At 71.5% G+C, this 11,817-nt stretch carries 9 protein-coding genes and 1 pseudogene; 3 read left to right on the forward strand and 7 right to left on the reverse strand.

The window, feature by feature from the left end; translation table 11 throughout:
- On the forward strand, positions 1-2,180 hold a 2,180-nt coding region (locus tag B7767_RS05025), incomplete at its 5' end, for a TIM-barrel domain-containing protein (protein WP_107485810.1).
- On the opposite strand, the gene B7767_RS05030 is transcribed toward B7767_RS05025, so the two are convergent.
- Together B7767_RS05030 and B7767_RS05035 are read right to left on the reverse strand one after the other, a co-directional pair.
- Positions 2,171-2,707 (reverse strand): NUDIX domain-containing protein, encoded by a 537-nt coding sequence (locus B7767_RS05030; protein WP_085571055.1) that lies wholly within the window; start codon positions 2,705-2,707, stop codon positions 2,171-2,173. The two genes, B7767_RS05025 and B7767_RS05030, sit on opposite strands and share 10 nt — an antisense overlap.
- 45 nt (positions 2,708-2,752) lie before the next feature.
- The gene (locus tag B7767_RS05035; protein WP_085571049.1) at positions 2,753-3,562 is read right to left on the reverse strand and encodes a M15 family metallopeptidase; all 810 of its coding nucleotides are present in this window, start codon (positions 3,560-3,562) and stop codon (positions 2,753-2,755) included.
- A 390-nt stretch (positions 3,563-3,952) separates the two neighbouring features.
- On the opposite strand from B7767_RS05035, the gene B7767_RS05040 reads away from it, so the two are divergent.
- Both B7767_RS05040 and glpK read left to right on the forward strand, forming a co-directional pair.
- Positions 3,953-4,678 (forward strand): MIP/aquaporin family protein, encoded by a 726-nt coding sequence (locus B7767_RS05040; RefSeq protein WP_085571050.1) that lies wholly within the window; start codon positions 3,953-3,955, stop codon positions 4,676-4,678.
- Positions 4,679-4,711: 33 nt separating this feature from the next.
- Entirely contained in the window at positions 4,712-6,223 is a 1,512-nt protein-coding gene (gene glpK / locus B7767_RS05045; RefSeq protein WP_085571051.1) for a glycerol kinase GlpK, read from the forward strand.
- Positions 6,224-6,305: 82 nt separating this feature from the next.
- Here the strand turns inward: glpK and B7767_RS05050 are convergent, their stop codons facing one another.
- The 5 genes and pseudogenes from B7767_RS05050 to B7767_RS47785 form a co-directional block, all read right to left on the reverse strand.
- A complete protein-coding gene (locus B7767_RS05050; protein WP_073933852.1) occupies positions 6,306-6,911 on the reverse strand; it encodes an ATP/GTP-binding protein in 606 nt (201 codons plus the stop codon).
- Positions 6,892-10,575, reverse strand: a complete 3,684-nt coding sequence (locus tag B7767_RS05055) for a hydantoinase B/oxoprolinase family protein (RefSeq protein ID WP_085571052.1) — start codon at positions 10,573-10,575, stop codon at positions 6,892-6,894. The genes B7767_RS05050 and B7767_RS05055 overlap by 20 nt, the downstream gene beginning before the upstream one ends.
- A gap of 24 nt (positions 10,576-10,599) precedes the next feature.
- On the reverse strand, positions 10,600-10,995 hold the full coding sequence (locus tag B7767_RS05060; RefSeq protein WP_085571053.1) for a DUF742 domain-containing protein: 396 nt from the start codon (positions 10,993-10,995) through the stop codon (positions 10,600-10,602).
- A gap of 9 nt (positions 10,996-11,004) precedes the next feature.
- Positions 11,005-11,439, reverse strand: a complete 435-nt coding sequence (locus B7767_RS05065) for a roadblock/LC7 domain-containing protein (protein ID WP_085571054.1) — start codon at positions 11,437-11,439, stop codon at positions 11,005-11,007.
- A pseudogene (locus B7767_RS47785) lies at positions 11,436-11,817 on the reverse strand (histidine kinase); the annotation flags it as partial. The gene B7767_RS05065 and the pseudogene B7767_RS47785, both read right to left, overlap by 4 nt.

Below are 11,817 nucleotides of genomic sequence, written 5' to 3' on the forward strand. Positions count from 1 at the left end.
GCGGCCGCTCGGAGCTGCGGATCGTCGTGGCGGTGAACGGTGCGGTCTTCTGGGGCTGGGACGGGGCTGCTCCGGAGCCGTCGTACGCGCTGGCCGGCCGCTGCCCCGATCCGGATCCGCGGGCCGCGCTGGAGCCGGACAAGGACGGTGGCTGGCGGGTGGTGGCCGAGCGGGTGACGGTGGTGGTCTCGCGGTACGGCGCGGTGGAGGTGCTCACCCCGGGGGGTGTGATGCTGCGGCGCGATCTGCCGCCGCGGTGGTGGGAGCCGGTGGGTGGTGGTGCCGCGCGCTGGATGCAGCGGTCCGAGGTGCCGGCCGACGCACGTTTCTTCGGGCTCGGGGGGCGTGCGTCGGGTCCCCGGCTGCGGGACGGCACGTACAGGTTGTGGAACGCCGCGCCCGGTCGTGCCGGCGGCCCTGGTGACGATCCGCTGTCCGTCACGATGCCGGTGCAGATGGTGGTGGCCGACGCGGGCACGCATCTGGTGTTCTACGACAACGCGTGGGACGGCACCGTGACGCTGCGGGAGGGCGAGGAGGGCGCCGGTTCGGGACACGACCGGGCCGGGACGAGTGAGCTGCGCGTGGACGGTGGCCCGCTGCGCTGCTGGGTGATGGTGGGTGCTCCCGCGCGGGTGCTGCTCGCCTGGGCCTCGCTCACCGGCGCGCCGGCGCTGCCGCCCGCGTGGGCGCTCGGTCACCATCACCTGCGGGGGTCTTCCGGCGGCGAGGAGGAGGTGCGGCGGATCGTCGCGGGGTACCGGGAGCACGGGCTGCCGCTCGACGCCGTGCACCTCGGCGTCGACCACTTCGATGCCCGCCGGGTGTTCACCGTGGACCAGGAGCGGTTTCCCAAGCTGCCGGTTCTCGCGGACGAGCTGCGGCGCGAGGGGGTCAGGCTGGTGTCGGTCGTCGGTCCGGCGGTCGGCGCGGCACCCGGCGTCCCCGTGTACGACGAGGGGGTGGAGCGGGACGCGTTCGTGCGGGACGCCTCCGGTGAGGTCGTGGAAGGGGTCGGGTGGGCGGGGGAGGCGGTCTTTCCGGACTTCACGCACGCGCGCGTGCGTGCGTGGTGGGGCGGCTTGTACACGGAGCGGCTGGCACAGGGGTTCGCGGGCGTCTGGCACAGCATGGACGAACCGACGTCCTTCGCGGCCTTCGGCGAGCCGACGCTGCCGCGGTCGGCGCGTCACGCGCTGGACGGACGCGGCGGCGACCATCGTGAGGCGCACAACGTGTACGGGCTGTGCATGGCCCGGGCGGCGTACGAGGGACTGCGGGAACAGGCGCCCTCCGAGAGACCGTTCGTGCTCTCGCGTTCCGGATGGGCCGGTATGCAGCGTCACGGCGGGGTGTGGTCGGGCGGGGTGATGACGGGGTGGCCCGGGCTACGGGCGGCGTTGTCGCTGGTGGTGGGGCTGGGCCTGTGCGGTGTTCCCCACGCGGGCCCGGACGTCGGCGGCTTCGACGGGCGGGTGTCGCCCGAGCTGTACCTGCGCGGGCTCCAGTTGGGCGCCTATCTTCCGTTCTTCCGCACCCGTGCCGGTGCGCGGGCGGGCCGGGGTGAGCCGTGGGAGCTCGGCGCGGACGTTCTCGAGCACGCGCGCGTGGCGCTCGTCGAACGCCGGCGGCTGCTGCCGTACTTCATGACGCTGGCGCATCTGGCCCGGCGTACCGGAGCACCGTATGTGCGGCCGTTGTGGTGGTCGGCGGCCGAGGAGCGCGCGTTGCGCGACTGCGAGGACGCCTTTCTGCTCGGTGACTGTCTTCTGGTGGCGCCGGTGCTCGCGCCGGGTGTGGAGCGGCGGGCGGTTCCGCTGCCGCGCGGGCGGTGGTACGACACGGCGACGGAACGGGCGTACGACGGGCCGGCCCGGGTGTGGGTGGACGCGCCGCTGGGGCGGATACCGGTGTTCGCGCGCGGGGGCGCCGTTCTTCCGGTGCTGGGGGAGGACGGTGGTCCGGAGCTGGAGGTGTGGGCGCCGGCCCGGGGGCGGACCGGGGGCGGGCTGGTGGTGCCGGATGCCGGCGAGGGGTGGGAGGAGCCGGAGATCGAGCGTTACACGGTGCGGTGGTCGGGTCCGCGGGTCGTCGTCGAGCGGGAGGGCGGGGACGGCGGGGTCGAGCCGTCCTGCCCGGTGCGCGTCCGCGGGGTGGGCGCCGGCGGGGGTCAGATGTAGCGGCCCTCGAACCAGGCCCGTGCGGCCAGGGTGTGCAGGGGGAAGGCGAGTTCCTCCGGGCGGCGCAGCAGGTGGCGGTCCTCGGTCTCGTCGGTGGCGGTGAAGGGCGGCAGGTCTTCCGCGGGGCGTTCCGGGAGGAGTCCGAACAGCAGCAGGTGTCCGTCGGGCGAGCTCATGGCGTCGGCGAGCCGTACGTCGCGGCTCGCCGCGCTGATGCCGGTCTCTTCCTCGAGTTCGCGGACGACGGCCCGGCGCCAGTCCTCCCGGTCGTCGATGTAGCCGCCGGGCAGGGCCGTACGCCCGCGCGCGGGTGCGATGGTGCGGGTGATGACGACGAGGCCGGTGCCCTGCGTGTCGTACACGGGCTGGAGGGCGACCGCGACCGGCAGCGGGTTGCGGTAGGCGACGGTGCCGCAGGACGGGCAGGTGCGGGGCCAGCCGGAGACGCCCTCTCCGAAGGCCGTGCCGCAGCTCGAACAGTGGGAGCCCGGCGCGGAGTTGGGAGCCATTGCATGAGTTTCGGACACGCGCGGACTGTATCCGATCACGGTGGGGGCGTCTCCGGGGACCGGTCAGTTGTGGCCGGTGAGTGACCTTCGGGACACCGGGAAGTCGAAGTAGGTGTCCGGGTGGGTCTCCGGCTTGAAGGTGTAGTGCCACCACTCCTCGGCGAGGTTCACGAAGCCGAGGTCCTCCAGGGTGCTCTTGAGGAGCAGCCGGTTGGCGCGCTGTTCGCCCTGGACGCGTGGGTCGAGGGTGTGGCTGAGGGTGTCGAAGCAGTCGTAGCCGGTGCCCATGTCGACGGAGGTGTCGGGGAACCGCTCGTCCTCGGGGGCGAAGCAGGGGGCGAGGGGTTGTCCGGGGTGGTAGGGCCTCGTCGGTTTCGTGGGGAGTTCCACGATGGTGAGGTCCACGGTCGAGCCACGGCTGTGGCCGGATTTCTCCGCGATGTAGCCGTCGGCGAACAACCGGGTCTTGTCGACGTCCGGGTAGAACTCGGCCTTCATCCTCTGGTCGTCGAGGTCCTCGGCCCAGCGCACGAAGTGGTCCACCGCGCGTTGCGGCCGGTAGCAGTCGTACACCTTCAGGGAGTAGCCCTGGCGCAGCAGCTTCCGCTGCGCCGTGCGGAGGGCCTCGGCGGCGGGGCGGGTGAGGATGCACAGCGGCTGCCGGTAGCCGTCGATGGGCTCGCCGACGAAGTTGTGCGGGGTGAAGTAACGGATCTCCTGGATGATCGTCGGGTCCACGCTGTTCAGTGCCACGAAGTCGCGGGGCGCCTCGGGTTCGGGCTTCGCCTGGGCGGTGGCGGAGGCGGCGGTCGCGGTGAGCAGGGCGGCGACGGCGGTGACCAGACCGCGTACCGCGCGGGAGAGTCGTGTCATGTCTCCTGCATCTATCAGGAGTCGGCTCTTCCGGGGAAGGACCCGTCCCCGGAGGAGCCGAGTGTCCGCGCCGCCGCGGAGGTGGCGCTTCCGGCCGGGTGGCCGATAACCGTTGCGATCGGCGGCCTTGACGCCCCCTGAGTGCCGGTGAACACTTCCCGGTGTCAGTCGACATCGCCGTACATATCGGCGCATTCCGGCACGTCACCGCTGGGGCCTCCTGCGGCACGGCCCACTCCCCCACGGGCGATTCGGCTGCGACGGCACGCTCGTCACGGACGCCGGGCGGGGCGCGGATCCTCCCTGCCTCCGGCTGAAGTCGCCATGGGAAACGCACCCTGCACGCGAGGTCCGGGGCGGATCGTCCCGGGCCGGGGCCTAGGAGCCGCCATGAGCAACGGAGACATATTCGTCGGGGAGATCATCGGTACCGCGATCCTGATCCTGTTCGGCACCGGCGTGGTCGCCGCCGTCGTCCTCAACTACTCGAAAGCGAAGGACGCCGGCTGGGTCGTCATCGCGCTGGGCTGGGGTTTCGGCGTGATGGCCGGGGCGTACACCGCCGCCCCGCTGTCGGGCGGGCATCTCAACCCGGCGGTCACCCTCGGGATCGCCGTCGACACCGGGGAATGGGACCACGTCCACGTCTACGTCGCCGGGCAGACGGCCGGCGCGATGCTGGGCGCCGTGCTGTGCTGGCTGGTCTACTACGCGCAGTTCCAGGCCAACGCCGAGGAGGACATCGCCCAGCCGACGCTCGGGATCTTCTCCACGGCCCCCGCGATCCGCAACCCCGTCGCCAATCTCGTCACCGAGATCATCGCGACCATGGGCCTGGTGCTGCCCATCCTGGCGTTCGGACTCACCAAGGGGCTCGGCGAGTCGGGCACGGCGATCCTGATCGTCTCGTTCCTGGTGGTCGGCATCGGTCTGTCGCTCGGCGGCCCCACCGGGTACGCCATCAACCCGGCCCGTGACCTCGGGCCGCGCGTCGTGCACGCGCTGCTCCCGATTCCCAACAAGGGCACCTCGGACTGGGGCTACGCATGGGTTCCGATCGTGGGACCGCTCATCGGCGGGGCGCTGTCCGGGCTGGTCTTCAAGGCAGCGTTCTGAACGAACCTCCGCACGTACGACGAAGGGGACGTCATGACGGACAAGTTCGTCGCCGCGATCGACCAGGGCACCACCTCCAGCCGGTGCATCGTCTTCGACCGGAACGGCGCGATCGTCGCCGTCGACCAGCGTGAGCACCGGCAGATCTTCCCGAAGCCGGGCTGGGTGGAGCACGACGCCACCGAGATCTGGTCCAAGGTGCAGGCCGTGGTCGCCGGGGCGCTCGCCAAGGCCGGTCTGCGCGCCGAGCAGTTGAGCGCGCTCGGCATCACCAACCAGCGGGAGACGACGGTCCTGTGGGACCGGGCCACGGGCAAGCCCGTGCACAACGCGATCGTGTGGCAGGACACGCGGACCGCCGCGCTCTGCGACCGGCTCGGTGGCACGGACGGGCAGGACCGTTTCCGCGAGCAGACCGGGCTGCCGCTGGCCAGCTACTTCTCCGGGCCGAAGGCGGCCTGGCTGCTCGACAACGTACCCGGGCTCAGGGCCCGCGCGGAGAACGGCGAGATCGCGTTCGGCACCATCGACTCCTGGCTGATCTGGAACCTCACCGGTGGCACCGACGGCGGACGGCACGTCACCGATGTGACCAACGCCGGGCGGACCATGCTGATGAACCTGGAGACGCTGCGGTGGGACGCGTCCATCCTCGCCGCGATGGACCTGCCCGAGGCGATGCTGCCGGAGATCAGGTCCTCCGCCGAGGTCTACGGCACCGCCGTGGGCCGGTTCTCCGGCGTACCCGTCGCCTCCGCGCTGGGCGACCAGCAGGCGGCGGTCTTCGGGCAGGCCTGCTACGACGTGGGCTCGGCGAAGAACACCTACGGCACGGGCAGCTTCCTGCTGCTCAACACCGGCAGCCGGCCGGTGCCGTCGAAGAGCGGGCTGCTCACGACGATGGGCTACAAGATCGGCGACGAGGCGCCCGTCTACTGTCTGGAGGGGTCGATCGCCACCACGGGCGCACTGGTGCAGTGGTTCCGCGACCAGCTCGGCATCATCCGTACCGCCGACGAGATCGAGCCGCTGGCGGCGAGCGTGGAGGACAACGGCGGCGCCTACGTCGTGCCCGCGTTCTCCGGCCTCTTCGCGCCGTACTGGCGCTCCGACGCGCGTGGTGTGGTCACGGGGCTCACCCGCTACGTGACGAAGGCGCACCTCGCGCGTGCGGTGCTCGAGGCGACGAGCTGGCAGACGCGTGAGGTCGTGGACGCCATGTACCAGGACTCCGGGGTGCGGATCACCACCCTGAAGGTCGACGGAGGCATGACCAAGAACAACCTGCTGATGCAGCACCAGGCGGACGTGCTCGACGTGCCGGTGATCCGGCCCAGGGTCTCCGAGACGACCTGCCTGGGCGCGGCCTACGCGGCGGGGCTCGCCACGGGCGTGTGGAACGGCCTGGACGAGCTGAAGTCGCACTGGCGGAAGGACGCCGAGTGGACGCCGGCCATGGAGGCGCCGGTGCGGGACCGGGAGTACCGCAACTGGCGCAAGGCGGTGGAGAAGAGCTTCGGCTGGATGGAGGAGGGTGACGGCTGACCACGCGCGCGTGGTGCGTCGTTCTCCACGCCGCGGTCCGTACTCCGGTCGGCGGGAGTACGGGCCTCGGCCTGCCGGCGTATCAGGTGGTGACCGTCTGGCGTCGCTGCGCGGCCTGGGCCATGGCGTGCTGGACGACGCCGATGAGGGTCTCCTTGACCGACTCGCGGTCCCGCGCGTCGCACATCAGCAGCGGTACGTGGTCGTCGAGGTCGAGGGCGCGGCGGACGTCGTCGGCCGGGTAGCGCGCCGCTCCCTCGAAGCAGTTGACGCCGACGAGGAACGGGATGGCGCGTCGCTCGAAGTAGTCGATGGCCGCGAAACAGTCCTCCAGGCGTCGGGTGTCGGCGAGGACGACGGCTCCGAGGGCGCCCTCGGACAGCTCGTCCCACATGAACCAGAACCGCTCCTGGCCGGGCGTGCCGAAGAGGTACAGCACCAGGTCCTCGCGGAGCGTGATGCGGCCGAAGTCCATGGCCACCGTGGTGGTGTTCTTCGCTTCCACACCGGAGGTGTCGTCGACCGGGCGCCCGGCCTCGGTGAGGAGTTCCTCGGTGCGCAGCGGCCTGATCTCGCTGACCGCGCCGACGAGCGTGGTCTTGCCCACGCCGAAGCCGCCGGCCACCAGGATCTTGAGCGTGACGGGCTCGACCGGGGGCTTGCCGCGCTCAGAACGCCCGAAGATCATCGATCTCTTCTCCTGCTTGATGGGGTTCGGGCGGCGGGCCGTATCCCCCGCCGCCGGGGGTTTCGATGACGAGTACGTCGCCGGCGCCGACGTCCGCCGAGTCGCTGCCGGCCAGCGGGACGACCGTGCCGTCCGCTCGCTCGATCCGGTTGGCGCCCGGCGCACCGGGGGCACCGCCCGCCATGCCGTACGGGGGCACCCTGCGGTGTTGGGACAGTGTGGAGACGGTCATCGGCTCCAGGAAGCGGATCCGGCGCACGGCCCCGTCCCCGCCGCGCCACCGTCCGGCGCCGCCGCTGCCTCGGCGCACCGCGAACTCCTCGAGGCGGACGGGAAGTCGCCACTCCAGGATCTCGGGGTCGGTGAGCCGGGAGTTGGTCATGTGGGTCTGTACGACACAGGCGCCGGGGAAGCCGTCTCCGGCACCGGAACCGGAGGCGACGGTCTCGTAGTACTGGTGGCGGGCGTTGCCGAAGGTGACGTTGTTCATGGTGCCGGAGCCCTCCGCCTGGACGCCGAGGGCCGCGTACAGGGCACCGGTGATGGCCTGGGAGGTCTCCACGTTGCCCGCGACGACGGCGGCCGGCGGCTCGGGAGCCAGCATGGAGCCCGGCGGCACGATGATGTCCAATGGGCGCAGACAGCCGTCGTTCAGCGGGATGTCGTCGGCGACCAGGGTGCGGAAGACGTACAGGACGGCCGCGTTGACGACCGAGAAGGGGGCGTTGAAGTTGGTGGACAGCTGGGCGGAGGTGCCGGTGAAGTCGATGGTCGCGCGGCGGTTCTCGCGGTCCACGCGGACGCGTACGCGGATGACGGCGCCCGAGTCCGTCTCGTAGGCGTACGCGCCGTCGTCGAGGGCGTCGACGACGCGGCGCACCGCCTCTTCCGCGTTGTCCTGGACGTGCTTCATGTAGGCCTGGACGACGTCGAGGCCGAAGTTGTCGATCATGCGGCCGACCTCGTCGACGCCCTTGTGGTTGGCGGCGATCTGGGCGCGCAGGTCGGCGAGGTTGGTCCTCGGGTTGCGGGAGGGGTGGGGGGCCTCGGTGAGGAGGCGGAGGGTCTCCTCCTCGCGGAAGCGGCCGTTCTCGGTGAGCAGCCAGTTGTCGAAGAGGACGCCCTCCTCGTCGATGGTGCGGCTGTCGGCCGGCATGGAGCCCGGGGCGATGCCGCCGATCTCGGCGTGGTGGCCGCGTGAGGCGACGTAGAAGAGGACCTTCCGGTCACTCTCCGTGCCGTCGGTGGGCTCGGCGCCGAAGACCGGGGTGACGACGGTGACGTCGGGCAGATGGGTGCCGCCGTGGTACGGGTCGTTGACGGCGTAGGTGTCGCCGGGGCGCATGGCCGGGCCTCGCCGCCGGATGACCTCTTTGACGCTCGTGCCCATGGAGCCCAGGTGGACGGGGATGTGCGGGGCGTTGGCCACCAGGTTTCCGTCGGGGTCGAAGAGGGCGCAGGAGAAGTCCAGGCGTTCCTTGATGTTGACGGACTGGGCGGTGGACTCGAGGCGTGCGCCCATCTGTTCGGCGATGGACATGAAGAGGTTGTTGAAGACCTCGAGCAGCACCGGGTCGGCTTCCGTGTCCACTTCGGAACTCTGCGTGACCGCGACGCGTTCCATGACCAGATGCCCGTCGTCGGTCGCCGCGGCCCGCCAGCCGTCGTCGACGACGGTCGTCGCACCGGACTCGGTGATGATCGCCGGTCCGGTGACGGTTTCGCCGGGGGGAAGGTCCTCGCGGCGGTGGAGGGGTACGTCGCGCCAGGTGCCGCCGGTGTGGAGGCGGACGGTCCGTGGGGTTTCGGCGTGGTGCCCGGGGGTGCCCTCGTAGGGAGCGAGGGCGGAGAGATCGGGGGGTTCGGTGATGCCGGTGGCTTCGACGGAGAGGGCTTCGACGACGATCGGGCGGTCGAGCGTGAAGGAGTACGTGGCGCGATGACGTTCTTCGAAGGTGTGCCGCATCGTGCCGGGCTCGGTCAGCTCGACGGTGAGGGTGGTGTCGGTGCCGTCATAGCGGAGCTGGGCGCGGCGGGTGACCTCTACGCGCTCTTCGGGTACGTCCTCGGCGAGGAGTTCCGCGCGGGCCGCCGCTTCGAGGTCGTCGGCGGTCTCGTGGACGCCGGGCATGGAGGACGGTTCCAGGGGGAGCTCGACCGAGCGTTCCCGCATGGCCGTGGTGTCGGCGAGGCCGATGCCGAGCGCGGACAGGACGCCGGCCATGGGCGGGACGAGGACGGTGCGGATGCCGAGGGAGTCGGCGACCATGCACGCGTGCTGTCCGCCCGCTCCGCCGAAGGTGGTGAGGGCGTACCGGGTGATGTCGTGGCCTTTTTGCACGGAGATCCGCTTCACCGCGCCGGCGATGTTGGCGACGGCGATCCGCAGGTAGCCCTCGGCGGCCTGCTCGGGGGTCCGGTCGTCGCCGGTCTGCTCGTGGATCTCGCGGGTGAGGTCCGTGAAGCGGTCGCGGACGAGCGCGGCGTCGAGGGGCTGGTCCCCGTCCGGGCCGAACACCGTGGGGAAGTGGGCGGGCTGGATACGGCCGAGCATGACGTTGGCGTCGGTGACCGTGAGCGGGCCGCCGCGCCGGTAGCAGGCGGGTCCCGGGTCCGCGCCCGCCGAGTCCGGCCCCACGCGGTAGCGGGAGCCGTCGAAGTGGAGGACCGAGCCGCCGCCGGCGGCGACGGTGTGGATGTCCAGCATGGGCGCGCGCAGCCGGACCCCGGCGATCTGTGTGGTGAAGACGCGTTCGTACTCGCCCGCGTAGTGGGAGACGTCGGTGGAGGTGCCGCCCATGTCGAATCCGATGACGCGGTCGAAGCCGGCGAGCTGCGACATGCGGGCCATGCCGACGATGCCGCCGGCCGGCCCGGACAGGACGGCGTCCTTGCCGCGGAACTGGCCGGCTTCGGTGAGGCCGCCGTTGGACTGCATGAACATCAGCCGTACGTCGTCGAGTTCGTCGGCGACATGGCGGACGTAGCGGCGCAGCACGGGCGAGAGGTAGGCGTCGACGACGGCGGTGTCGCCGCGCGGGACCAGCTTCATCAGGGGGCTGACCTCGCTGGACAGCGAGATCTGCGGGAAGCCGATGCGTGCGGCGAGTTCCCCGACCGCTTGTTCGTGGGCGGGGTGGAGATGGCTGTGCACACAGACCACGGCGACGGCCCGGATGCCGTCGTCGTACGCCTGTCGCAGCGGCCCGGTGAGGGCGTCCAGGTCGGGGGCGCGCAGGACGGTGCCGTCGGCGGCGATGCGTTCGTCCACCTCGACGACCCGTTCGTGCAGCAGTTCGGGCAGGTCGATACGGCGGGCGAAGATGTGCGGGCGGTTCTGGTAGGCGATGCGCAGCGCGTCGCGGAAGCCGCGGGTGACGACCAGCAGGGTCCGTTCGCCCTTGCGTTCGAGTAGGGCGTTGGTGGCGACGGTGGTCCCCATGCGCACGGCGTCGACGGGGTCGTCGGATCCGGCCAGCAGTTCGCGGACGCCCACGACCGCCGCGTCGGTACCGCGTGTCTCCCGGCCCCCGCGGTGCCGGGGTCGTTCCGGAGCCGGGTTGTCGGACAGCACCTTGTGCGTCAGCAGCCGGCCGTCGGGGCGCCTCGCGACGATGTCGGTGAAGGTGCCGCCTCGGTCGACCCAGAACTGCCAGCCTGTCACGTCAGTATCCCGCTTCCGCGCCGGTCACAGCGCCCGGAGGCCGTTGATCACGTCGCGCAGAATACTCTCGTCCGGCAGTTCGGCCGGGGGTACTGGCCGGTTCACATGGACCAATTCCGATTCCACGAGGTCTCCGACGAGGACCCGGACCACGCCGATCGGCAGATCGAGTTCGGCGGAGAGTTCGGCGACCGTCTGCGAGGTGTCGCGGCACAGTTCGACGATGTCCACGTGCTCCGGGGAGAGCGTGGGATCGTCCTCCGGATCGCCCGCGTGCGGCTCCGTGACGACCACCGCGATCAGGTCGAGGCGGTGCTGGGCCGCACTGGTGGTGCGGCCCCGCGTCATGGCGTACGGACGGACGACCGGTCCGGCCTCGTCGTCGAACCAGTGACTCCTGCCCTGCCCGTCAGCGTCCATGTCGTCCCACTACCCGCCCGAGGGCAGATCGGTGCGCGGAGCGGCGCCCAGATGCACACCGACCCGCTTCACGAGGAGCGTCATCTCGTAGGCGACCTGTCCGACGTCCGAGTCGGCGTCCGCGAGGACGGCGAGGCAACTGCCGTCGCCGGCGGCGGTGACGAAGAGGAACGCCTCGTCGAGTTCGACGACGGTCTGCCGGACGTCGCCGGCCTCGAAGTGGCGGCCCACGCCCTTGGCGAGGCTGTGGAAACCGGAGGCGACGGCGGCCAGATGCTCGCTGTCCTCCCGGGTGAGATCCTTCGACACGCCCGTGGGCAGGCCGTCGCCGGAGAGCACGATCGCCTTGCGGATGCTGGCGACGCGGTCCACCAGGTCGTCGAGGAGCCAGTTCAGCTCCCCCTTGTCGGGCGTGATGTGGCCGGTGGCCCTCGGTGCGGTCATCGACCGTCCCCCTTGTTCGTTCGTCGTGGTGCTGTGCCGCTGTCGGCTTCGTCGCCGGCGGCGTTCTCCTCGCGGCCGCGCTGCCAGCCGCGCTGGAGCGAGGCCATGCGGCTGCGGACTTCGTCGGCATCCCGTTCAACGGGCCGGGCCCTGTCCTCGTTCCGAGGTTCGGCGCTGCGCTTGAGCTGCGGGGCGAGGCTGGCCTGCCGTACGCGCCGGGGCAGCGATCCGCCGTCGGGTCGTACGGCGTCGGTGTCCGTGCCGCCCGCGGCCGGCGAGGAGCCGTCGGGGCCGCTCGCCGTGGCGGCGGGACGGCGGGTGCGCTGGGGCAGGCCGGCAGGAGGCTCCGGCCGGTCGTCGCGTACGGGGCCGGAGGGC

The organism is Streptomyces sp. 13-12-16 (assembly GCF_002114215.1).
Lineage (GTDB): Bacteria > Actinomycetota > Actinomycetes > Streptomycetales > Streptomycetaceae > Streptomyces.